Source organism: Sphingobacterium faecale (genome assembly GCF_016746095.1).
In the GTDB taxonomy this organism is placed as follows: domain Bacteria; phylum Bacteroidota; class Bacteroidia; order Sphingobacteriales; family Sphingobacteriaceae; genus Sphingobacterium; species Sphingobacterium faecale.
This window is the reverse complement of sequence record NZ_JAERTY010000008.1, coordinates 220,487-245,711: the sequence shown is the minus strand read 5'-3', so window position 1 is coordinate 245,711 and position 25,225 is coordinate 220,487. Positions and strand designations below refer to the sequence as shown.

The window sequence follows — 25,225 nt, the reverse complement described above, 5'->3', positions numbered from 1 at the left end:
TTCCTACGACTCGCTATACGGTTTTAAGAGCTTGACTGGGTTTTGGTTACTATTCTTCGCCTTCTTTATGATAATACTTCTATTTTGAACTTCCGAAGTAAACGGCTGTTCTTTCATTAAAAGATTCAGAAAACTAGCTAACGGCAAATCTTTGACATTTACAGTTACTGGATTTCCCTTTAACAGTAAATTACGATCACCAGTGACTGTAAAGCCACTTTGTTTTCTGACGACATCTAGCACATCTAAAAAAGCCATGTCTTTTGCCTTAAGTGTGATAGTCTGCGAAAAGGTCTTCGCATTTAACTGCATGATACATGCTAAAAAAAACACTAAAAATGTTCTCACCTTTAGTTTACAATAATTTGAATTCATTAATTAAGCTTTGGTTAGTTTAACATCAATTGATCAGTAGCTAATTAAGGGTAATCATTCCCTTTTTTTAAAGACGCTAGCATCACACGTCATAATTATTTTTAGTTATTACATATTATTTATTTGTTACTTCCAACAATTGTTAGAACCCTTCCCTTCAATTTGTACCTTATCCCAGCACTCTCCAAAACTTGCAATGCGAAGGAAAGATTGACGTCTCTGTTTATGTCTCCATACAGATTTACCGAGGGAATAACACCTTGATATTGCACTTCAATATTGTACCACCGGGCAAATTCATCCATGATGATCTTTAGATTTTTATTCTCGAAATTAAACTGTCCTTTCTTCCAAGATATTACGGGCGCTACATCAACCCTATTCACCTCTATTCTGCTTTCTCCAACAATACTTTGTTCTCCTGGTACCAACGTCTTGTTTTGATTGGTTTTTGTATCAACAATCTGTACCTTCCCTTCCACTAATGTGGTGACGGCATCAACATTCTCGGGATAACTGTTAACATTGAACTCCGTACCAATGACTCTGATCTGCTGATCCGAAGATCCAACGTAAAATGGTCGCTTTTGATCTTTAGAAACTTTAAAATAGGCTTCACCGCGCAGTTCCACATTACGGTTATTCGTACCGAAATGAGCCGGGTAAATTAATTCTGAATCGGAATTTAGCCACACTTGGGTTCCATCTTCTAAAGTAAGTTGATACGTTCCACCTCTAGGCACGGTCAACTTCAGGTCACCTGTCGTAGCTGTCGTAATAATCTCTCCATCGTCATAGCTGATATCTCCCCCTATGCGAATCCCCCCGTCGATATCTTTAAGATCTATACTACGACCATCAGCCAGTGTTAATAATGCGCTATAAGTCCCAGGAGGAAGATCATCGCTATGATTTTGAGAATGCATATGAAAAGCTGGCGATTCTTGTTCATAGATAATATAATATGTACTTAAAATTAGGAATATAAATACAGCTGCAACCGCGCCAACACTAAGCCAAAACCTCTTGAACGAGTAAAATGGACGATATATTTTTTTTAAATTCAGTGTAATTTCAATATCATTATAGACCTTCGAGGCAGTATCAGCCAAAAGAGCTTCTTCCTCCAAATTCTCCGTAACTAAGTCTTTTTCTAGTTCTTCCCTAATAAATTTTCGTATACAGGGTTCTGCATCGGTATCAAAGTAGTTAAAGTACATTCTAACCTCTTCTTCCGAACACGTATTTTTCAAATACTTCTCGAATAATTCTTTTAATTCTTTTTCCTGCACAATATGGGTCTATTTATAAGCTAAGACGTACAACTACCAGCGACCATATGCTCTTTATGGAAAAAAATACAAAATTTATTTTTCACAAGACTTTGCGGAAACCTTTATTTCAGATAACGGAATATATCTGCTATAAGTAACATGAGGAGAACATCGTTATCTGTGAGATACTTACGTATAGAACGGAGAGCCTTAACCATGTGATCATTAACAGAACCAATAGATATCCCAAGTAGTTGAGCTACCTCCTCATAGCTTTTACCTTCAATCTTGCACAATTTAAAGACTTCTTTTCTACGAGGAGGAAGTTTGTCGATCGCGTTATCTAATATCGCACTACTTTCCTTAAAATCGATAGCCTGTTCAGTATCACGTTGTAATTCTGTCGTTAAATATATAATATGATTTAGAAATTTACTATCCAATCTAGCTCTTCTAGAAAAATCTACAACTCGATTTTCGGCGATTTGATATAAATAGGCACGTAGCGATCTATTTATATTAATTTCAACACGTTTCTCCCAAAATTTCAGGAAAATATCCTGTAAAACTTCTTTGGCAACCTCTCTGTCTTTAAGAAGAGAGTTCAACCGCCTTAAAATAGGTATACTATATAGTTCATAAATCTCCCTGAATGCTTTCTCATCGCCTTCTTTCAGCTGAATTAACAATTCACTTTCTTTCTGATCGTCGGCATTTCTTTGAGACATCTGGGTGTTGATTTCTTGCTAAATTGTTTAAAAAAATCAAAATCAACAAATTTTATCTTTATTTAATTCACGCTACTATAAAAGCACAATACCAAATAACTCTTATCTTTAAGAGAAAGAAAATCGAAGATAACTATAAAAAGAAATAAACAATATTTTGAAAAGAGTTCTCAAATTGTTTTAATTTGAAAAAAATTATGAACGGTCAGACTTCTTCAGTAATGCAAAATGCCTCAAATGATTCGCTCTCTGAAAGAGAGCTAGTCGTATTATTGCAACAGGGAGACTATACTGCATTTGAAATATTGTATGATCGACATTATACCAATTTGACACATATTTTTTTTAGATTACTTAAATCTCCAGAACTTGTAGAAGAGCTACTACAGGAGCTATTCTTGAAGCTATGGCAATATCGAGGACAAATTGATGCAGATCGTCCACTAAGGCCCTGGCTTAATAAAATTGCTGAAAACTTAGTACTCGAAATGTATAGAAAAGCGGCTAGAGATGAGAGATTGAAAAATTCCATACTCCAAGCAAGTAAATACATCTATACAAATCTGGAGGAAGATCTTTTACGTGAAGAAAATATTAAATTGGTAAGAGAAGCTATATCTCTATTACCCCCACAAAGACAACGTATTTTTACACTCTGCAAACTAGACGGACTTAGTTACAATGAGGTAGCAGCTCAATTAGGAATCTCAACCTCTGCTGTTAATAAACATATTACCGAAGCGAATAAATTTCTGCGCCAGTATTTTTCTTCTCAGGAAGGCCTAATTCTGCTCATTACAGCATCCATATCTTTCTATCTTAAATAAATCATAAAAAAAATAAACTGATTTACAGCTACTTAAAAAAAAAACAAGTTAGCAGGGGTATTGCTTTTTGTCACTTAAGCATATAACATATTAAGAATATGTAAAAAATGTATTAAATATTCATGAACGAATGAGCAAACGTAAAAAAGACATGTCCATATTGTTTAAAAAACTCTTAAACGATACACATTCCAAAAATGATTTTGACGATATTCTAGCAAAAGTAACAAAAGATCAAAATGATATTGAAAATCAAGAAATCGCTCTTTTAATACGAAACGTATTCGAGAAGAATGAAGAAAGTAAATTACCAAAATCCGAAGTTGATCGTATAGGTCTCAACACAAAATCAAAACTACGAAATATCATACATCAAACCGGAGAGGTATCTCTTCCACAAAGAAGTAGAATTAAAAGACTTCGGAAAAATTTCATCCTGAAATGGGGAGCTGTCGCTGCTATATTTACCTGCGTAGGTATCTGGGGGCTTATAAAATATACATCTTCAGTGACAGATAATATTTTAGCAGAAGAAAAAACAGTCGATAAAAATGAATTAAGAGATAAAAAGACAGAAAAAATAACGCTGACATTAGCGAATGGAAAATCAGTAGTCCTTAACGATACGCAGGATGGTATTATAATCGGTGACGAAATAAAATATTCTGACGGCACTTCGCTTAATGAGATAGATGAAAAGATTAAGAAATCCGACGTGCTTACGCTGAAAATACCTAATGGTATGACCTATAAAATTGTACTAAGTGATAAGAGCGAAGTATGGCTCAATGCAGGTTCGGAGTTAAACTACCCCGTAAAATTTTCAAGCAAAAACAGAGCTGTGCAACTTCAAGGAGAGGCCTTCTTTAAAGTTACAGAAAACAAGAACAGTCCTTTCACAGTAAAAACAAAAGGTCAAGATATAACCGTATTAGGTACTGAATTTAATGTAGTAGAGTACAAAAACAATATTGTTACATCTTTATTATCAGGAACCGTGAAAGTCGAAACTAGTAACGGTAAAATACAGAAACTGGTTCCTGGTCAACAATCAAGTTTAAATGTAGAGAACGGCCAACTCGATGTCAAAAATGTGGATGTCAATCTTATTTCTGCCTGGAGAGAAGGGTATTTTGTTATCGAAGAAAAAACACTTGAGGAGATTATGGATATGTTATCTGAATGGTATGGAGTAGGTTATCAGATAGGGAATAACATTTCAAAAACTAAGAAATATAGAGGATTGATACCTCGATATAATTTGTCTCACACAATAGAAAAATTAGGATTACTAAGCAAATTAACTATAACAATGAAAGAAAACAAGATAACCGTACAGAAATAAAACAGATCATCCCCTTTGGGATAACGCAATTAGAAGTAAAAAAACTAACATTAACCTTTTTAATTTATGAAATATAGAAAATGGATAGCCTATAAAAAAGTAGGTCTAACGTCAAAAATGTTGATCAAATTTTCAGTTCCAGTTATGGCAATAATATTGACAAACCTGCTATTTACATTGACTGCAACAGCACAGTTCCAGAAAAAATTAGATATTAACTACCAGAAATCAACATTACGGACTGTACTGAATGATCTTAAACAAAAAACTGGAGTAACTTTTACTTATGACAAGGAAATTATTGATGAAACGATTTTAGTGTCATCAAAGCTGCAACAATCCTCCTTGGAGACCATTTTAGGTACCGTTCTAACTCCTGTAGGATATACATTTCAGATTGACAAAAATATTGTCTTCATTATAAAATCGCAAAAAAGAACGAGCCCCGCAAACACCCAACGTACAATAATCGTAAGTGGAAAAGTTACAGACGCTCAAGGTAAACCCATTTCTGGAGCAACAATAAGTGTTAAAGAACTTCAAAATGTTAGCACAGTTACAGACGCTACCGGTAGCTACTTCATGCATTTACCAGACGAAAAAAAATACACCCTGACGTTTAGCTACATGGGTAAAAAAAGTATAGATACACAAATTGGAAATCGAATCGTCATTAACATAACGTTGGAAGATGCAGTCGCCCAAATTGATGATGTTGTAGTAACGGGTATATTTAAAAAATCTCGCGAAAGCTATACAGGAGCCGTTTCTACCATAACGAAAGAACAGCTTTCTTTGTACAAAGGACAAAATCTAATCCAGACATTACGTAACATAGATCCTGCGATTAACATTATAGTTAATAATAATCTGGGAAGCAACCCAAACGCTCTTCCCGAAATTAATATCCGTGGTAATTCGTCGTTGCCACTAAATGTACAGGAATTTAATGAGGGCGTACGACAAAAAGTCAACACACCATTAATCATTATGGACGGTTTTGAAATTAGTCTCACTAAACTAATGGACTATAATGATCAGGAAATAGAATCTATAAATATTCTAAAGGATGCCGCTGCTACGGCTATCTATGGATCCAGGGGTTCAAACGGCGTGATTGTCATTGTTACTAAAGCACCAAAGCCCGGAAAACTTCGGATTTCATATCAAGCAGGAGTTAACATCGAAGCTCCCGACCTGACTTCTTATTCATTATTGGACGCTGAAGGAAAACTTCATTTAGAGCGACTGACCGGTCTGTACAGCAACGCGAACAATGCGACTACAGAAATAAATTATCAAAACCTCTATCAGCGAAGGTTAAAAAATGTCTTGGAAGGGGTGAACACGGATTGGTTGAGCCAACCTGTAAGAACCGGTATTGGTCAAAGACATAATCTACGCTTGGAAGGCGGTGGAGAAGAGTTTCGCTGGGGAACAACGTTAGGATATAATAATATTAGTGGGGCTATGAAAGGATCCGTAAGAAACAATTTTAATGGAGCCATAACTCTTTCTTACACCTATAAAAATCTATTGTTCAGAAACCAGACTAATGTCGGTATTAACAAAGGAATCGAAAGTAAATATGGATCGTTGAGCTCGTATGCCAACGCACAGCCTTATGAATCCATACACGACGAGAATGGGGAAATGCGAAGATATTTTTTAGATTTTTATCAAACAGGTCGATTGAGTAATCCGCTATATGATGCATCTCTAAACAATCTAAATCAGAGTAAATATACCGAAATTATAAATAACTTTTCAATAGAGTGGAATTTAACCCAAAGTCTGATGGTTCGAGGACAATTGGGCTTATCGAAGAGGATGAACAGCAGTGACATTTTCCTTTCACCAGAACACTCTAGTTTTCTATCCGAAGTATATCAAGGCGTAGATGGAAGTGTTAGAAAGGGTACTTATGACTATGGTACCGGCGAGGATGTTAACGGTGACGCAAATTTGACTTTAAGTTATTCAAAGTTAATTAAAGCAAAGCATCAGATCTATGCTGCTATTGATTATTCTATCGCTCAGAGAAGTACATATAATTATCAATTTGGCGCTGAAGGATTTTCCGATGATGGTCTAGGATTCTTAGGAAACGCTTTACAGTATAGATTGAACGGCAAGCCGACGGCTAACGAAGATATAAACCGCAGATTAGGGATTACTTCTAATGCTACATATACGTATGACAACAGACTGTTTATAGACGCTTCATTACGTATAGATGGCTCATCCCAATTTGGGAGTCGTAACAAATTTGCTCCGTTCTGGAGTACCGGTATAGGCTGGAATCTTCACAATGAGAGCTTTTTAAAAAATAATGCTACCGTAAGCACATTACGGTTGCGAGGTTCAATCGGAGAAACTGGCTCACAACAATTTGCGGCGTATCAAGCGCTTTCAACTTTTGAGTATTATACGGATCAACGCTATGCGCTTTGGAATGCTTCGAGGCTAATGGGGTTAGGTAATGAAAATCTAAAATGGCAAATTACGGATCAATTAAATGGAGGTTTGGAATTTGCGCTGTTTAATAATCGTTTATCAGGATCTTTCGATCTGTATAAAAAGCAAACAAGCAACTTGCTCTCCGCAATGAACATTCCACTCGCTACAGGATTTTCGACATACACGGACAATGTTGGAGAGGTACAAAACCTAGGGTTTGAATCTGCATTATCAGGATTTGTTGTTAAGGATGATAGAAACAATTTCACCTGGATGCTATCGACTAAATTAGCATACAATAGAAACAAAATCACACAACTTTCCGATGCTGTCAAAATGCAAAATCAGTTGTATAGAGATCAGAATGTTGAGGTAAGTAACTTGTTTTTTGAGGGGAGACCTCAAAATAGTATTTACGCGGTAAGATCTAAGGGCATAGATCCCAGTAGCGGAAAAGAAGTTTACATCGATCGTGATGGTAATATCACTGATCAATGGAATCCCTCCGACAAAGTCTTTTTGGGTTCGGCGGAGCCATTATTCAGAGGTAATATGAGTTCTCTTACGACATATAAAAATCTGACACTAAATCTATCTTTCGGTGTACAATGGGGGGGCTATATGTATAATCAAACATTGGTTGACAGAGTCGAAGTAAGCCCAGCAGACATTTCTTCTAGAAATGTTGATAAACGCGTATTAGAACAGCGATGGGTTAAAGAAGGAGATGTAACATTTTTCAAAGGTTTTGCAGACAGTTATTCGACCAGAGGATCTTCGAGATTTGTCATGGATCAACGCATATTTGAGTTGCAAAGTATGAGCTTACAATACCGATTTGATACTCAAAAACTCAAACGATTTAAAATAGAATCATTGATGTTAGGTATCAACATGTCAAATGTGTTTTATTTTTCTACTATACAGGTGGAGCGAGGTATCGATTATCCTTTTGCTCGAAATATAAGTACTAATATCTCACTGACTTTCTAAATTAAACGTAAACATGAAAAAGCTAATATTACTATTATTATGTTCAATTTCATTGACAGGGTGCAATGATTGGCTCGAAGTTAGGCCACAGACACAAGTTCGTGCAGACCAAAATTTTGACACATACAAAGGATTTCGAGACGTACTTACAGGATGCTATGTAAAAATGAATAATCGAAGTCTATATGGGGATAACATGACTATGTCGGTAACCGAAGCATTGGCCCAACTGTGGGAAATCGATAATATAACCAATTTCCCAACCTTGTATCCTGTAAGCAGGTTTGATTACACACACACTGCTTCACAGACAATTGTATCTTCAATTTATGGAAATCTTTTCAATGTTATTGTACAGGCAAATTCTATTTTGGAAAATATACCTGAAAAAGGCTCGACAATCAGCAATCCTAATACAAGAGCTATCATAGAGGCAGAGGCTTTGGCAATCAGAAGTTTTTGTCAATTGGATGTTTTACGCTTATTTGGACAACTCCCACAAAATCCCGGAAAAAGAATTTCCTTACCTTATTTGGATAAAGTGTCTAGAGAGAATGTACCTTACTACACTTATGAACAGTACATACAAAAGTTAGAAGAAGACCTTCTTAAAGCAGAAGAATTATTATTTGAAAAAGACCCGCTTTTTGATTACACTTTTGAAGAATTGAGCTCAGAAGCGGATATTTTAGAAGATTCATTTTTGCAGTTCAGGCAGTTTCGTTTCAATTATTACGCAGTCAAGGCTTTACAGGCACGATTTTATTTATACACTAATCAAACTGAAAAAGCATACAAAGCAGCTAAAGTAGTTATTGACGCTAAAACTAAAGAAGGGAATCAATTCATTACGCTTGCTACACAAGAAGATTACAATAAAGGTGGATATGCCCTCCCTTCAGAATGTCTAATGGCATTAAGTAATAACGAATTACAAAATTACATCCCCAATCTTTTGGGCGGAGAAACAACTGTAGGTACTTCAACTCTTTCATTAACAGAGGCTAGATTTAGAGATTTATTCTTAGGTTTTGAAACGAGCTTAAGAAATACATTTACCTGGAATCGAAATACAGTCTCTATTACATCTTCTGTAAGACGACCATCCTTAAAAAAATATAATCCAGTACAAAATTTAAGCAACTTGACAAATCGTATCATACCCATATTAAGGCTATCAGAGTTGTATTTAATTGCAATGGAGACAGGGCCATTGTCAGAAGCAAACGAGCTATATGTAAAATATATGGCAGCTAGAAACGTATTGACAAGTACTGGATTTTCGAATAAAGAGCTACTGGATAGAGAATTGATAAAAGAATATCGTCGAGAATTCTATGCAGAAGGACAAATGTTTTTTACCTATAAAAGGAAAAGCTCCTCATCTATGATCGATCTTGTAACTCCAGTTACTGAAGATAATTACTTAGTACCGCTTCCTTTAACCGAAATTAATCCAAATTTATGAAAAATTTAATCTTTTACGCAGCAACTTTTGTTACTCTGATACAAATCAGTTGCACCAAAGACTTACCACTCTACAGTGATGACCAAGACAAATTAATCTTTCTGCACGGAGAGGAAACAGGAAGTGTAATACTTCCCTCCGTACCGAGTAGCTATGTTTTGGCACATACTTTTGTATACGGAACGCAGAACACTGATACACTATATGTTAAATTAAAAACTATCGGATTCATTCGCAATAGCGACCGTCCTATAGAACTTGAACAAGTTCTTACCGGTGAAAATGATGCGGATCCTGACGTACATTTTACAGCATTAACAGCTGACCAATACAAAAAAAACTACATAATTCCTGCTGGATCGACTACAGCTTCCCTACCAATTATTGTTCATAGAGAAGCATCTCTAAAAAACAGAACAGTAAATCTAAAACTGCGTATAAAAGATAATGGCGTATTTAGAGCTGGTTACGAATCGAGGTCTGAACTGCTAATTACTATAACCGATGCACTATCAAAACCCGCAAATTGGAACAGTGCTGCGACCTTTTACTTCGGAAATTATGGCAAAGTGAAGCATCAATTCATGATTGATGCTTCTGGAGAAGCCATCGATGAAAAATATATGGACGGCTTAGGCTTTGCTACTGTCGGTTTTTATAATGAAAAATTTGATGGTGATTATGTTACGTATATAAATGGAATTTATAAACGAAAACTTAATGAGGAAAACCAAAGAAGAGCTGCTATGACTCCAGCACTTTCTCCGCTCCAGGAAGAGAATAAAACAGTTGTTTCATTTCCATAAATCAAAATTATCATGAGAACGAAAATCATTGCGATAGCCACATGCACAATATTTCTAATAGTTTCTTGCTACAAAGATCAGGGAAACTATGAATACTTGCCTATAGAAGAAATTGCTATAAATGGGATAAACGAAAATTATTCTGGATATTCTTTAGAAGAAACAATTTCGATCGTGCCCAATATAGATACAAAAATAGATGAAAAAAATCTAGAATATCTTTGGATGGTTTACCCCAAACAAAATTCCACGGTTGCAGAAATTGACACGATTGGTGATAAAAAAGATCTAAATTATAGTTTAAATATACCTCAGGGAGATTATATTCTGACATTTCAGGTAAAAAATAAAACCAATAACTATATCGTCTCAAAGAGTACCAATTTACAGTCAACGACTCGCTTTGCTAGAGGATTTTATGTACTGAAAGAAACCAATATTGGGGAAACAGATTTAGATCTTCACATCAATGATATGAACAAAGCAGAAGACTTGATCATACGGACAGAGGGGCATTCAATGCCTGGAAAGCCTACGAATCTTGGTATAAATTTCGGATATTCTTTTATTGATAATAAAGTACAAAAAATGGTCGGAGGTAAAGTTATCGTTCCGATGACTACATTAGAGGCACGTACTTTACGAATAAATGATATGCAGCAGATATACGGCTACCAAGACATGTTTTTTGAAGATAAAAATACGAATGAAGTACCATATTTTTTCAACAGAATAGGATACACAACATATATGGTAACCAGTCAAGGAATATATTCAACAGTTTCAATGCCCGAATTTGGTCTATATACTTCCGGAAAATTTGGGATAGCTACACAACCTGCTGGTATCAGCCCCTATATTGTCAAATGTCAACAAGCATCTAGTTTATTCTATTTTGATTCTTCAGGCAAGCGCTTTCTCGCCACAGACCGTAACGGAGCGATCCATGAATTTAGTGACGATGGTAAAATAGCAACGCCTAATCAAATACCTCACAGCTGCCTATTTATGGGATCATTCCATCATAGTTCTATAGGAAGCCGTATTACCGCTATCTTTCAAAGTAATACTGACATTAATCAAAGACTTCTATACAGTATTAACTATAAAAATTCCAATTTCAGTAATCCGATCGAAAAAGTAATTACACTTAGAGAGGATTTGGCTTCGTCCAAAGCGTCTCGATATGCAACAAACGGAAAGGACGTCCGTATATTATATAGTGTTTCATCGAAAAATGAAATATATGCTTATAATATTGATACAGAGCAAGAGATAAAACTTACCCCAGATTCCTTCCCTCTCGATGAAGAAGTCACATACATCGCACACAAATATTGGAATGGGGCTAATGATGCTACCAATAGATTTAATTACTTAGTATTAGCAACCTTTAAAGACGGCAGATACAGGCTATTCCTGTACAACATGTTGGGTGGACAACCGACCGGCGCTCCGGCGATGGTCTTAGAGGGTAAAGGAAAAGTTAAAGATGTCCAATATGCATTACCGACATTTGATTACAGTAAAGACGAAATTAATTATATGTAAGCTCACAAGACATGAAAAAAATATTATTATTTATATTTATTATTGCGTTCATAGGAAGTTCTGCAGCGCAAGTTACGGTATTTGAAGGCTCTCTAAAAGAGGCCATTATCAAAGGAAACACAGAAGGTAAGCAGGTGTTAGCCATGTTGTCCAGTACGACATGCGCTCCATGTAAAGCTATAGTAGCCGATATTCTTCCATTAGAAGAAGTGGGTTCCTATGTTAACAAAAACTATATATTTTTAAAATACATCATTGACGAAGCCGATCCCGATGATATACAGAAAACTTATGGAGTTTCCTCGTATCCTACTTTTCTGTTCTTGGACAAAGATGGTAAAGAATTTACAAGAGCGACGGGAGGAGCAAATTCCGCAAAAATTTTCATTGATAAATTAGAAAGTGCCAAGTCCGATCCACTGAACATGCTGCGTGAAAAGTTTGTTTCTAACCCAGCAGAATATGGAGACAAATATATTGAGAGCTTAGTAAAAGTTGGAGATAAGAGAAAGTTAAAAGAAGTTTATGAAACATTGTTTTATACGTATAGTGAGGAAACCTTCTTTGATAAGTATTTATCTAAAGTCCAATATTTCTTCGGCTTGGATAGTCAAATAATAAATTACTTAATTGAGAACTTTGAGTGGGCTGAAAAAAGATACGGTGAAAAATGCACTATGATGCTAAAAAGTATGGTTTCCAATCCAGCTTGGACTTTAACATTAACCAAAGAACGATCAGATCAAAAGCAACTATTAAATGAGTTGTCAACTACAATCGGTAAATACCCGTTTTTGTCCAGCGCCCTTACTGATTTCACTCTTCAGAATAAAGGTTTGATACTAGAATCTGATATTTCATCGCTGTGCAAAATTTTATTGAAGCGAAGTCAGACGTTAAATGACTCGGATAAACAAAATTTATTGATCTTCCTCACACATCTTGCTAAACAGAAAAATTATGATATCCACAAGCCAATATTGATAGATACTGCGGACAAACTTTCAAACACCTTGAAGAATAAAATTAATCTTACACAACTCCTATTTTAAATACATTATATGAATACAGTACTAAAAGGTATTATTTGTCTAACGGTCATCCTATCATTTCTATCAATACAAGCGCAGACTGTTAAAAAAACGAATACGCAGAAAAGATTAATACTTAGAAATGTAAGTCTGATTGATGTGGAGGCTAAAACCATCCATAAAGAAATGGACATAGTCATCTCCGACAAAAAAATTACAGCCATTGGTCAAAAAGTAAAGTATGAAGAAAAGGATTCGGTTGTAGATCTGACAGGAAAGTTTGTAATTCCAGGTATAATCGATGCTCATACTCACTTAACTACATTTAAATCTCGTGAAGACTTAAAAAAAGATCTTGCTTACCTTCTTAGACATGGAATAACGTCAGTTCGTGACGTAGGTAGTGACGCTAGACAATTAGCAGAAATCAAGCGAGCAATTGATGCAAAGGAGGCTATTGGTCCCGACATATATTATTCAGCTTTTATGGCAACGCGCGATTATTTCACACATGGTCAACAAAAGTCATGGATGGTCGGTCTTAAAGATCAAGAGTTCGCACCATGGGTGCAACTTGTCAATCCGGGTGATAATTTAGATATAGTTATGGCAACGGCCAAAGCGACGGGTGCAACTGGTATAAAAATCTATATGGGATATGACAAATCGTACCTTAAAAATCTCGCTGAAGCCGCCAAGAAATTCAATTTAGAAGTGTGGGGACATGCTATGCAATTTCCAGCCAAGCCGACGGAAGTTGCTTTATCAGGAATGAAGGTTCTGTCTCATGCTTACATGCTTGAATGGGAAGGTCTAACAGATCCGGGTAAAAATGTAAACGTTAGTCTTTCAAGGTATAATTCTATTGACTTTAAAAATGTCAACATAGATCCATTCATAGAAGCTGCGTTGACAAATAACATTATTATGGACGCTACCCTATGGATTAGTGAAAAAGCAGGAACTTATCCCCACGCAATTGAATTCACAAAGAAATTATATAAGTCAGGTATTAAAATATCCGCGGGTACCGATTGGTCGGTCGATACCAAAGAGCCACACCCGACAATCTACGATGAGTTACAAGTACTTATCGATAAGTGTGGATTCACTCCAATTGACGCCTTAAGATCCGCAACTCTGATTGCTGCAGAAACTTTTGGTGGTGTTTCCAAAAAAGGCTCAATCGCCATCGGCAAAGATGCGGACATTGTAATTTTAGAGGCCAACCCACTAGAAAACATTAGAAATTATCAATCAATCAAAATGGTGATAAAAAACGGAGATGTAATCATACCTGATTCAGTAAAAAAATACTAGACCCCCATAAAGTAAAACTATATGAAAAAACAACTAAAAAAAATATCGCTTTGTACTACAAAAGCACTTTTGGCAATTTGTTTATTTGGTACAACGAACGCCTCATTAGCTCAAACCGATACATCTAAAACAAGTACTTTACAAATAGGAATGCCGGCCCCACCTCTCAAATATATAAAGTGGATCAAAGGCGAAGAAGTAAAATCTTTTCAAAAAGGCAAGGTTTACGTGGTGGAATTTTGGGCAACCTGGTGTGGACCTTGTATAGCAGCAATGCCACACCTTAGTAAATTATCAAAGGAATATAAAGATCGAGCAACTATATTGAGCTTTAACACATTTGAGCTAGCGGGATCCAAAGACAAAAACGCTCCATATATTGAAAAGGTAGAGAGATTTGTCGAAAAACTAGGTGATGGAATGGATTATTCAGTTGCGATTGACGGACCGGAAGCAACAATGTGGAAAACATGGGTAAAAGCTAGTGGGAGCTCGGGAATCCCCTTAGCATTCATTGTTGATAGAGATGGCAAAATAGCGTGGAAGGGTAGCCCGACCTCATTAGATGAAGTCCTAAATGCTATTGTGAATAACCAGTATGACGAGCAGGGTAAAGCAAAACTCCGCGAAGCTGCACAGAAAGAAAGTCAATTGTACAGCGCACTATTTAAGAGATTCAAGACCGCAAAAAGCGAAAATAATGTTGAGCAAACGCTTTTACTAATGGACTCACTTGAAAGTATGCGTCCTGCGATGTCTACTGTATTCGATCAAGAAAGATATTTAATTTATACCAAAATAGACATAGACAAATCGGTCAATATCGCTAATGCAGCATTAATAAAGTATAATAAAGATCCTTTAACATTAGCATATTTTGCTGTCGCAATAATGGACAATAAGAAAGAAGACCACTACCCTTTAGCTGTCAAATTTGCGGAACAAATTGCTGCGATTTCAGATGAAAACAACAAAGGTATCCAAGAATTTTTGGCTAAGGTGTACCATACAAATGGAGATACTAAATTAGCCGTTAAGCATCAAGAGAAAGTTATCCAGATAATGGAAGCGAACCCACATATGCAATACACTCCTGAAATGAGGCAAGAGGCTGAAAGGCTGTTGAAGACTTATTCTTCTGGAGTAAAACAATAACTAAGATAATTAAGCTTTGGTATTTTATATAAAATACCAAATATCGGTTCAATCTATTAATATCGATTGAACCGGTATTATTTCACTTTAGCATCTTCCTGCCTTAAGTATTCGAGTATGGATTTTGCTTCCAGTTCGTTCAGACCTAGACTGACCATCATACTTGGAAAATCATCTTTGATGGCTAATGCATCTGGATCTTTTTCGAACATTTCTTCGGTATTTAGCAGCAGGTTTAAAATCCACTCCGGTGTCCTTTTCTTCGTTACCCCCTTTAAAGCAGGCCCCAGTTTATCTTCACCATATTCATGACACATCGTACACTTCACGATGAAAAGCTTATTGCCTTCGTCTACAATAGCTTGATCAAATGCGGATTGTGTAAAGGATTTGATAGACCCTATCCCTTTATTGCCTTCCTTAAGATAATCGTGCACGACAACTTCATTTCGTTCCTCCTCTAACTCCTGTTGCTTTTCTGCGTCCTTTGTCTTCGGGTCATTATTGCAGGCAATCACTGTTGCAAGAAGACAGACACCGAATAAAACATATAATCTTTTCATATGTAAGCAATTTGACTTTTAATGGTCATATGGAATGTACAAATTTCCTTTGGAAAGCTCGTAAGCTCGGTTTGCAGTCTGGACATTTCATAGCTGATTTGTATAAATTTTGGAATTAAAAGGAGAACGACACATGTGTCATGAAACGATTGCCAGCTTTGATCCGTCCATCAGCCAAGTTCTGGCTAAGCGGAGACTGAAAATTCCCACCGATTGAAATTGCCCCTACGTTGATCTCAACACCTGCAATCCCGATCGTAGATTGTCCGCCAGATTGAGCAACGTCGAAACGATTGTAAAGCACATCTTTAGATTGGGTCTCGTACAATACTCCTGCATTTGGAGAAATACGAACTTTATTCTTGATATTGAATTTATAGTAAGCCAGAGCGTTGACCGTTAATTTATTTGCATATCGATAATCGTGTTTATTCTCCGTATTGATCTTATAGGTAGTATTAACATTTACCCCTGCATCCATTAGCCGAATATCGTAGGCAGCATTGATCATGAAATCAGTACTTGCCGTGCCTAATTGGAAATTATTCGGAGCTCCCATCTCTGCACTGGACTGTTCACTGGTATCATATGTACCGGTAGGTGTCTTAATCCCAGCACCCACCCAAAGCGATTGCATAAGTAGCTTGTTTGACGATGTTGTATGCGCATCATCAAATAATTTGTAATGCCCCATCACAACAATATCGCCCAATCCATTCTTCTTACCAGTTTCTAACGTATTTGTTCCAACTGTTCGCTCGTTAAAACTATAGGGAACAATTGCCAGTACTCTCCACTTATTGCCAAAATTCCAAGCCCCCCATAGTTCCATTGTGCGATAGGTTTCGTTTGTAGAGTTCGGTGTACGGATACCGTTAGAACCCAAATGGGTCTGTAGTCTATTCTGTTGATAACGTAAGCCTATAAAACGCTTATTGAAATCAGGTAGAATTCCTAAATAATAACTACCGACACCACAACCACAAACATCACAAGCCATTGTCTTCGGAATGTTGGCTAAAATTGTAGCGACCAACAAAACCGATAGTATAATCCAATTTTTCATATTCTAATTGTTAATTCACGATAAAATCAGAACCAAAAGGTTCCGAAAGTAATTTATTTGACAAAAAAGTAGGGTCTTCCAGCGTTTTCAAAAAAGCCATTAAATCTGCTTTCTCTCCCTCTGTCATTGTAATACCTAGCGTACCATCCGATTGACGAAATAGTGGGTCCAGTGTTTGCGAATCCACCATATCATGGCGATAATGATCCAGCATCCGACTAACCGTAAGATAACGTCCGTCGTGCGTGTAGGGTGCGGTAAAAGACAAGTTACGCAAAGAGGGCACCTTAAATTTATACTCGTCTTTGACATTATGCGTAACTACAGCGCGTCCTTTATCGTCACTTCGATTCGGACGTATTCCATTATTGCGGTAACTAAGGTCTGTAAACAAAGGTTCCTTGTGGCAGTTTGCACAGTTATTTTTAAAGAATAGGTAGCCTCGTGTTTCCGAATCGGTAAATGACGCTCCATCTTCTTTCCGCATTACTTTATCATATTTGGAGTTACTACTTGTCGCCATAAGCATAAACTGTGATAATGCCCTAAAAAACAACGCATCGGTGATTTCCTCCGTGCCAAAAGCTTTTTTAAACATTGCGGTGTATTCGGGGCGAGCCCTCAGCTTCAATAAAACATTTGGAACTGTTTCATCCATTTCTACCTCGCTGTGTATGGCATTTACTCCTGACAGGTCGAGATCAAATACACCACCATCCCAGAAAAACTCACTATGCCAAGCCAGATTCATGATAGGCATAGGATTGCGTGTACCCAACCGGTCATCTATCCCATGGCTTACGTCGTGCCCATGATGTGTAAATCCAGCACCTTGGATATGACAGCTCCCGCAGGCAATGGTGTTGTTTCGTGATAGCCTGGGTTCGTAGAAAAGCTTTTTACCCAACTCGAACCCTTCCTTAGTGATTGGGTTTCGGGAAAGATCGTAAGTCGGTTCGGGAAAATTCGATGGCTGTACAAATCCAATAAAAATTTCCTCCTCCTCTAAAATGTCGTTACCTTTCTTACAGGCCCAGATCAGTCCTAGAATTAAGGACAGCACCCAAATCTTTTTCATATTTCTACCTCATTTTACTGGTTGGATGACAATTCTTCCTCGCTTTTCACATAGTTCTCGCTATGGTCGTGTGTAAACAAGGATGCAAAGTTACCTACGATCTTACCACTGTCTTCCTTATTGAACATCACATTAGGTTTATTCGCAATGCTCCATTGATTTGGACCATTAAAGATCTGCATGAGATCAACCATCAAATGTACATTGCTCCTGAAGCCAGTTCTAACATGTGCCAAATGATCTCCACTTGTCTTTGTTAAATCAACCGAAATAACCTTTATGTTATTCATTGCTTCGGGATCGTCAAAAGGATAGCCAAAACCTCCGATATGATATTTAAATTGCTTATTCCCTGTAGGATCTCCCTGTTGGTCGTCAGATACTACGTCACTGTTGCCTTCCAGTTTGAAAAATATGTAACCCTGGCTCCATGTCCAGAACATTCCAGCATGTCCTTCTCCGGGATTGAATGAAAGTACGCCGGTCCTCCGTTCCATAGGCATCATATTTCTTTCCTGATCGACACCGATCATAAATTCAACCTTTGTATAATCTCCTTCGGGCACCTTGACTTTCGTAAACCGTGTTGTTCGATCTGCTCCATTGACCAAAAAGTAACTATCATCCTGTGGTACCGTATAAATACTGCCGTCAGCCTTATAAAGCTTGATATTACTGATATAATACATCAGGATTCGGATACTAAATTGCTCGCCTTTGGCATTTCGGTAGAGGTAGTTCGGATCAATATAGAACCGGTCCTCTCCTACGATGTGATCAAATTCAATGGAAAAATCACCCATTTTACTTTCATCGATAATGTCATCGTCCTTTTTACATGCAGATAGCATAAGTATGCATGCTACACTTGCCACTACTATATTTTTTAAGTTTTTTTTCATTGTTGTATCTCTTCTGTTGTTTACTTAAAGGGATTTGAAAATTCCTTGTTCGTTAAAAACGTATCATCTGTCAGCGTATTCAGAAACGATTTAATATCAGCGACCTCTTGGTCTGTCATGGGTATACCGACCTGACCATCGTTTTGATACAATGCTTTTGCCGTGACGGGTGTATGTTTTATGCCAAAACGATAATGATGGAGTACCTCATCTATTGTTTTGAACCTTCCGTCATGCATATAAGGCGCGCTGACCATCACATTACGCAGCGTAGGCGTTTTAAAAGCTCCTAAATCCAGCGGTTTGTACGTAATCCGATATCTTCCCCAATAAATACCTTCATGCGATCCATCACCGAAATCATCATCGATCCCATTATTGTGAAAATTATTATCTGTAAACAGTTCGCCAGCATGGCAGCTGCTGCACTTTTGCTGAACCAGATTTAGTCCACGAAGTTGACTGGCAGATAATATATTAGGCTTTTCTCCCCGACGATATAGGTCGTATGGCGCATCTGCCGAGACGAGGATCCGCTGAAATTGGGATAAGGCCATAGCCGTCCGATGTTCACTTGGCAAATCCCCAAAGGCTTTGTGAAATAATTCAACATAGTCAGCGTCTGCTCGTAACCGTTCGACTAGAACAGGCAAATACATCCCCATCTCATCGGCATGTGTCAATGGACCAAAAGCCTGCGACTCCAGATTCGTTGATCCACCGTCCCAGAAAAAGCCCTTGTCTGTCCAGGCTAAGTTGATCAGTGTGGGCGAGTGTCGCTCCAACGGCTTACCCGATACCCCAGCAGTCGTTAGCGCTAAACCATCAGAAAAAGCTTTGTCCTGATGGTGGCAGCTTGCACAGGAAACCTGCTTATTGGCAGACAAAAGTGGGTCATAAAAAAGCCTACGGCCCAGTTCGACACCCGCTTTGGTCAGTGGATTTGATGGCAAACCGGTTTTAGGATCAATAGCGGATTCAATCGCCTTTGGGAACAAGGCCGGTTGACGCAAGGTATAAGGAGACTCCTCCTTGTCAGTAATGTCCATGCCATCTTCCTTTGAACAGGAAAACAAGCCTAACAGAAATACCAACAAAAAGAAGACTCCGCTAAAATATTTATGTTCTTTTGTTACCGACATTAATTTGTCTTAACAGAAGATGAAGTTGACTCTTTCAAAGTCAATGACTTACTTAAAAATGTATCTCGCAATGCAATCATTAGATCTTTTTTTCCTTGACTGATGCTATTATTGACCCAAGGCAGGTCTGTAGCAGAGATCAACTCCTTCACGTCGACATTAAGTACAACTTTACCTGAATTTTGTGCATCTACTTTTAATGGTGTTGTCAACGTTATCGTTTTTTCAGCGCCATCAAATAAAGCATTTGATCCGGTCTCCCACGATAGGGCTTTAGAAGTCGGTGTTCCAGCTGCCCAGTGGATAGTTCCAGCTAGCGTCAAGAACTTATAACTGGTAAACCACATCCACCCATCGCTAACACCCATGCCATTAAGTGATCCTAGTTCGCCTGCAGTTAATGCGATATTGTCATTATATTTTTGATCAACACCTATAGAAAACTTAATAGCCTTATATTCTCCCAAAGGAATATCTTTAAGCTTAACCTCCTCGCGTTTAGTCGCCGGATATTTTTCACCATTGACCAAATGCTGTACAGCGATTTCATTGGTTTCTTCCACCAGATAGTATGAATCTGCGATGGCATGCTCCTTATTGTCTTTATCAATCAGCTTGACATTACTCACCCAATAACGAAGTCGGCTAAATTCAAATTCCATATCATAGGTTCCACTCGAGTTAACCAACTGGTAGGGATATTTTTTATTCAATTCAAAATCGGAATCACCATATTTGGCATCAAATGTCAGCGACAAAGAACCCGCCTGATCGGCATAAACGATTTTTTCAACTTCTTTAATTTCAGTCTTTTCGCAGGATGTAAAAGACACAGCGATTAAGCCAGCAACAATTATTATTAATTTATTCATGTCTATTTTTTTTGTTTCAACTTATTTCAATTGGATAGCTGCTTTTACATTATCGGAGATGGTCGTCATGTCGTCGACTGTAGAGGCATTAACAAATTTTGTGTATTTGGCGAGGTTAGGATCTGCAGACCATCCTGCCGCTTTCTGACCTGTAAATTCGGCTACGTTTAATCCCTTTAATGTGCTGAGCACATTCACAGATAGGCTGATCTCATTGGTACTGCCTGCTGTAGCCGATATTTTCGAAGGTAAAGTAAGTTCGACTTCGCGGTAAAGATTATTCCCTCCTGTTTCAGTAACAAAATTAAGTGCGTCTGCTATAGTTCCTCCTTTCGGCAGGAATGTCCCTTTTGTTCTGAAAAATATGTAGCTTGTATTCCATGCCCAACTTGCTACCTGCGACATCTGATTGATATTCAGCTCGCCAGCGGTGATGGCAAAATTGTCATTATATGTTGGGTCAACACCAATAGCAAATTTGATTTTGCTGTATTCTCCTGTAGGAACATTTCCAATCAGGACGCTTTCTCTTGTTTTGGCGGGAGCTACATGCGCTTCGGAATTTGAAGCATTAACACCATGAAAGTATAAGGCCTCTCTCTTTTCCACCAAGTAGTAGGAATTCGGGATAGCGACAGCTTCACCCGTAGGCTTGATTAAAGTTACATTGGAAACCCAATACCTGATTTCATCAAAAGCATAGGTATTACCAGCATCATCCGTATAGTTTTTGCCCAGTTCTAATGTTGTGTTATTAATTTGATGGTTGAACGTAAGATTTACAACACTTTTTTCCGGATCAAAATCCTCATTTACATAAACTGTCTTTTCGATTTCAATTTCTTTGATCACTTCTTTTTCGCAGGAAGTAAATAATATAACAGCAAGCGCTGTTAAAAACACAGATTGTTTTTTCATTCTTTATAATGCTAATTGATTTGTTATTTGACGACTACAGGAAATACCAGTTCTTCCTGAGAAACCTTTTCACCATTTTTCAAAAGGTTTACTTTAACTATCCAAGGACCTTTCATAGAAAAATTGACAGTTCCGCTATAGCGTCCATTACCTTTACCTGTGGCTGCTTCATTCCCAGAAGAACCGTGTCCCATATCCGGCATAAAAGGCTTAGCCTCGATGGTATAACCGTCCAGTTCAGGAAACTTTTCCTTTTCCATTTTGTGCAGCGTAAAATCAATAGGCTTGCTTCCCGTTTTGACTTCGTCATCCAACAGGAGGCTTACAAACACACGACCGTCATCTTTGGTACCGACTGGAATGGTGCGCACTTGCTTTACCTCCGAGACGGGCAAAAGAAAGGCTAATGTATCTGTTTTATTAACAACAGTATTCAATATCCACCCCTTGCCCATGTCCTTCATATTGGCCATAATAAAAACCACTTCAGCCTTATATAAGCCATTACCAAGATCGACTATGGGATAGTAAGGTCCTCCATGGGACATCATCCCCATATCCATGATCACGTTATAATCTAGATTTGTGTTTGTGACGGGATTTCCTTCAAGATCGGTGACCTTTATATAGAACGTTTCATTTTTGCTGGTCAGACTATCCCTTACAAGTACGCTGATCTTTTTGTCTGTAAGAGTCGTATCTGCTATTTTGGTCAAAGCGGATATATCAACGGATGTCTCTTCCGTGTCAACAGTTTCTTCCGTTTTTTGGTTCTGTGTATTATTTCCGCACCCGGTCAAACTATACACCAACGCAATAGCTACTATGCTAAATAACATAGGTGTCTTTCCAAAGTAAATTGATTTCATTTGTAAATTTTTTTTCAATGGCAAATGAGAACTCGATGTAAACAACCGAGCTTGCGAGCTCATCGAAGATAATTTTTGACCTGTGTGTCAATATTATTTACATCTCAATTTCATGCTCGATTTTATTCAACGCCAAATTTGCTCTGCTAACCATTAATGTCAATCAAAGCATCAATAGTCAACACAGTAAAACTAATTTTATAAGAATAGATTAGGCTTCGAATCGAGGAGGACGGAAATTATTTTTTAATAGCGTAAAATTATAGCCTGTATTGTAATATGCTATATGCTTTTTCACCACACAAACTGATAGCTCTTCTGGCATCGCGAACCAATCCTGCATGAGACAAATAAACGTTTCGTATTTCATTTGCTGTGGGAGGCTTTTGTCAGAAGATTTTTCTTCCAGCGCTTTGAGTTTTTTCATCAGGACACATTGTCCATTACAGTGCATTTGGGGTCTAGTTTTATTTTCGCACAGTTCTTTTGCAATATAGGATCGATTACTTTCAAACCACACAAATACCCCCATACTTCCCAAACATTGGTAAGCAAGTGATAGCAGCAGTATAAATGAGATGATCCCTTTCAATTTGGTCTAAATTTTACTGTTTTTTCAATAACTTTCTAATATCTAAAATCGCTTTTTGAGCCTCTTCTTCATTTGTACCATCATAAACACCTCTCACATGTCCACCGCTATCTACTAGCGTAAAGGCTCCACTATGATCGAATCCACCAGGAACATTCGGGTTTTCTTCTGCATATGAAAAATAACCTTCTTTTCCTGCGATATGGTAAACAGCATCTTGGGGACCATTAAGAAATCGCCAGTTTGATGGAGCACCAAGTTTTTTTGCATATTCTCCCAGCACGATGGGCGTATCATGTTTTTCATCAATGGTATGAGATAAAATAACAAACCTTTGTTCCTGTTCAAACTCCTTTGCGATAGAAAGCATATTTTTGGCAAGCAATGGGCATATCGTTGGACATCGTGTAAAGAAAAAATCTGCCAAATATATCTTGTCGGCGACATCTGTATTGGAAATCCAAACGCTGTCTTGATCTACGAAACGAAATGCCGGTATACGATGATAGACGGTATCAATAATGGTTTTACCATTATTGACTGTAGTAAGAATTTCTATTTCACCTATAATCGGTAAATCTTCATCATTGTGTTGTTCAGTGCAAGAGCAAATAATAAATATCCCGGTAAACAATGACCATACTTTGAACGATTGCAAATAGTTTTTCCACATATCAGACTAAACCAAATTTATTGCAACAAAGTTACTACTATAAACCTCCTTAGATACTTATATAAGCGTGCTATTGATTTAGGTTTTCGTGCATTAAGTAGTATTTACAAGCTATAAACAGACCTAAAACCTGAAATTTATCATTACAAAATGTATATTTGGATTAAAATCATACAATTTTGTCACGTTTATGAGTAGAGCACTCTTGTTCCTTTTGATAGTATTTTGTTTTGCATCTTGTCAGCATGAAAGATTACCTTATTTAGGTAATCCATTAGTGCAGGGGGATACTACAATATACCCTACAATTGACACATTTACGATGATTGATCAAGATAATAGGGAAATGTCATTAAACATGCTGAAGAACAAGATCCATGTAGCATCATTTATTTTTCTTTCTTGTCCTACGATTTGCCCTCAGATCAACGTAAATATGAAAAAACTACAGGAACAGACTCTTGGTATGGACGATGTGGTTTTACTTTCCTACAGCATAGACCCTAAACGGGATAGCGTACCTGCATTGAAGGCTTATGCAGAACGTATACAGGCAAAAGAAGGTAAATGGCATTTTCTACACGGAGACCAGAGTGAAGTAATGCATTTAGCTGAAAAATCCTATTATGCTATAGCTCATCCTGATAGTTTAGCTCCCGGAGGTTTTACACATAGTGGCGGTCTTCTTTTGGTTGATAAAAATCTTCATATCAGGGGAGTATATGATGGCACTTCGAACAAAGAAATGAAAAGACTTTTAGAAGACGTTATTATTTTAAGAAAAGAAATATAAATTTCACTAGATTCGCGGACTTTGAAAAGATTCATATACATATCGTTGCTTCTGGCTGTTATTATGCAGTCCACAAGTAGTATGTGGATTTATATGGGATTTGAAATTAACCGGGATTACATTGAAAATCAGCTATGTATTAATAGGTTTGACCTCATTCCAGTTTGTAAAGGATCCTGTTATCTAGAGGAGAAAATAAAAGAGGAAAATAATAGCAGTGAATCAAAAATAAAGATCAAGCTTCTAGAAGTTGTTATGATACTACCTGTTTTCGATTTGGATCAAAAACAGGACACTCCACAAACCGTAGAAGATATTGTTTTTACACAAATGTCTTCCAGACCTTTGTCTGATGGTTTTTTCGTTAATATTTTCAAACCACCTGTATTGCTCACTTAATTGATCTATCGATTTTTTAAGTTAA

At 37.3% G+C, this 25,225-nt stretch carries 24 protein-coding genes; 11 read left to right on the top strand and 13 right to left on the bottom strand.

Features of this window, described 5'->3' with window-relative positions; translation table 11 throughout:
* Positions 1-3: 3 nt before the first annotated feature.
* The 3 genes from JKG61_RS14925 to JKG61_RS14915 all read right to left on the bottom strand — a co-directional run bounded on the left by JKG61_RS14925 (position 4) and on the right by JKG61_RS14915 (position 2,377).
* On the bottom strand, positions 4-348 hold the full coding sequence (locus JKG61_RS14925; RefSeq protein WP_202103753.1) for an STN domain-containing protein: 345 nt from the start codon (positions 346-348) through the stop codon (positions 4-6).
* A gap of 146 nt (positions 349-494) precedes the next feature.
* Positions 495-1,667 (bottom strand): FecR family protein, encoded by a 1,173-nt coding sequence (locus JKG61_RS14920; protein WP_202103752.1) that lies wholly within the window; start codon positions 1,665-1,667, stop codon positions 495-497.
* Between the two features lie 104 nt (positions 1,668-1,771).
* Entirely contained in the window at positions 1,772-2,377 is a 606-nt protein-coding gene (locus JKG61_RS14915; protein ID WP_202103751.1) for an RNA polymerase sigma factor, read from the bottom strand.
* Positions 2,378-2,574: 197 nt separating this feature from the next.
* Between JKG61_RS14915 and JKG61_RS14910 the strand changes: the two genes are divergently transcribed.
* From JKG61_RS14910 to JKG61_RS14870, 9 genes are all read left to right on the top strand, one after another.
* Positions 2,575-3,204: an RNA polymerase sigma factor gene (locus tag JKG61_RS14910; protein ID WP_202103750.1), complete on the top strand. Its 630-nt coding sequence runs from the start codon at positions 2,575-2,577 to the stop codon at positions 3,202-3,204.
* A gap of 130 nt (positions 3,205-3,334) precedes the next feature.
* On the top strand, positions 3,335-4,549 hold the full coding sequence (locus JKG61_RS14905) for a FecR family protein (protein WP_202103749.1): 1,215 nt from the start codon (positions 3,335-3,337) through the stop codon (positions 4,547-4,549).
* Between the two features lie 66 nt (positions 4,550-4,615).
* Positions 4,616-8,002: a SusC/RagA family TonB-linked outer membrane protein gene (locus tag JKG61_RS14900; protein WP_202103748.1), complete on the top strand. Its 3,387-nt coding sequence runs from the start codon at positions 4,616-4,618 to the stop codon at positions 8,000-8,002.
* Between the two features lie 13 nt (positions 8,003-8,015).
* On the top strand, positions 8,016-9,470 hold the full coding sequence (locus JKG61_RS14895; RefSeq protein ID WP_202103747.1) for a RagB/SusD family nutrient uptake outer membrane protein: 1,455 nt from the start codon (positions 8,016-8,018) through the stop codon (positions 9,468-9,470).
* A complete protein-coding gene (locus JKG61_RS14890) occupies positions 9,467-10,276 on the top strand; it encodes a DUF4843 domain-containing protein (protein ID WP_202103746.1) in 810 nt (269 codons plus the stop codon). Before JKG61_RS14895 ends, JKG61_RS14890 begins: the two co-directional genes overlap by 4 nt.
* Positions 10,277-10,288: 12 nt before the next feature.
* Entirely contained in the window at positions 10,289-11,827 is a 1,539-nt protein-coding gene (locus JKG61_RS14885; RefSeq protein ID WP_202103745.1) for a PKD-like family lipoprotein, read from the top strand.
* 11 nt (positions 11,828-11,838) lie between these two features.
* Complete coding sequence (locus tag JKG61_RS14880) at positions 11,839-12,879, top strand: thioredoxin family protein (protein ID WP_202103744.1); 1,041 nt, start codon at positions 11,839-11,841, stop codon at positions 12,877-12,879.
* A 9-nt stretch (positions 12,880-12,888) separates the two neighbouring features.
* Positions 12,889-14,178, top strand: a complete 1,290-nt coding sequence (locus tag JKG61_RS14875; RefSeq protein ID WP_202103743.1) for an amidohydrolase family protein — start codon at positions 12,889-12,891, stop codon at positions 14,176-14,178.
* A 21-nt stretch (positions 14,179-14,199) separates the two neighbouring features.
* Positions 14,200-15,333 carry a TlpA family protein disulfide reductase gene (locus tag JKG61_RS14870; protein ID WP_202103742.1) on the top strand — a complete coding sequence of 378 codons (1,134 nt, stop codon included), beginning with the start codon at positions 14,200-14,202 and terminating at the stop codon, positions 15,331-15,333.
* Between the two features lie 77 nt (positions 15,334-15,410).
* Here the strand turns inward: JKG61_RS14870 and JKG61_RS14865 are convergent, their stop codons facing one another.
* The 10 genes from JKG61_RS14865 to JKG61_RS14820 form a co-directional block, all read right to left on the bottom strand.
* Complete coding sequence (locus JKG61_RS14865) at positions 15,411-15,896, bottom strand: c-type cytochrome (protein ID WP_202103741.1); 486 nt, start codon at positions 15,894-15,896, stop codon at positions 15,411-15,413.
* A gap of 115 nt (positions 15,897-16,011) precedes the next feature.
* Positions 16,012-16,962, bottom strand: a complete 951-nt coding sequence (locus tag JKG61_RS14860) for a transporter family protein (RefSeq protein WP_202103740.1) — start codon at positions 16,960-16,962, stop codon at positions 16,012-16,014.
* A gap of 10 nt (positions 16,963-16,972) precedes the next feature.
* Positions 16,973-18,040: a cytochrome-c peroxidase gene (locus JKG61_RS14855; protein WP_202103739.1), complete on the bottom strand. Its 1,068-nt coding sequence runs from the start codon at positions 18,038-18,040 to the stop codon at positions 16,973-16,975.
* 14 nt (positions 18,041-18,054) lie between these two features.
* Positions 18,055-18,942, bottom strand: coding sequence for an MbnP family protein (locus tag JKG61_RS14850; RefSeq protein WP_202103738.1), 888 nt, complete (start codon positions 18,940-18,942; stop codon positions 18,055-18,057).
* Positions 18,943-18,962: 20 nt separating this feature from the next.
* A complete protein-coding gene (locus tag JKG61_RS14845) occupies positions 18,963-20,084 on the bottom strand; it encodes a cytochrome-c peroxidase (protein ID WP_202103737.1) in 1,122 nt (373 codons plus the stop codon).
* A complete protein-coding gene (locus JKG61_RS14840) occupies positions 20,084-20,956 on the bottom strand; it encodes an MbnP family protein (RefSeq protein ID WP_202103736.1) in 873 nt (290 codons plus the stop codon). The genes JKG61_RS14845 and JKG61_RS14840 overlap by 1 nt, the downstream gene beginning before the upstream one ends.
* Before the next feature lie 21 nt (positions 20,957-20,977).
* On the bottom strand, positions 20,978-21,874 hold the full coding sequence (locus tag JKG61_RS14835) for an MbnP family protein (protein WP_202103735.1): 897 nt from the start codon (positions 21,872-21,874) through the stop codon (positions 20,978-20,980).
* A 23-nt stretch (positions 21,875-21,897) separates the two neighbouring features.
* Positions 21,898-22,743: a FixH family protein gene (locus JKG61_RS22940; RefSeq protein ID WP_237249489.1), complete on the bottom strand. Its 846-nt coding sequence runs from the start codon at positions 22,741-22,743 to the stop codon at positions 21,898-21,900.
* Between the two features lie 211 nt (positions 22,744-22,954).
* A complete protein-coding gene (locus tag JKG61_RS14825; protein ID WP_202103734.1) occupies positions 22,955-23,170 on the bottom strand; it encodes a hypothetical protein in 216 nt (71 codons plus the stop codon).
* Positions 23,171-23,348: 178 nt separating this feature from the next.
* On the bottom strand, positions 23,349-24,008 hold the full coding sequence (locus JKG61_RS14820) for an SCO family protein (protein WP_202103733.1): 660 nt from the start codon (positions 24,006-24,008) through the stop codon (positions 23,349-23,351).
* Between the two features lie 190 nt (positions 24,009-24,198).
* Between JKG61_RS14820 and JKG61_RS14815 the strand changes: the two genes are divergently transcribed.
* Together JKG61_RS14815 and JKG61_RS14810 are read left to right on the top strand one after the other, a co-directional pair.
* Positions 24,199-24,801 (top strand): SCO family protein, encoded by a 603-nt coding sequence (locus JKG61_RS14815; protein WP_202103732.1) that lies wholly within the window; start codon positions 24,199-24,201, stop codon positions 24,799-24,801.
* Positions 24,802-24,822: 21 nt separating this feature from the next.
* Positions 24,823-25,200, top strand: a complete 378-nt coding sequence (locus JKG61_RS14810; RefSeq protein ID WP_202103731.1) for a hypothetical protein — start codon at positions 24,823-24,825, stop codon at positions 25,198-25,200.
* Positions 25,201-25,225 lie beyond the last annotated feature (25 nt).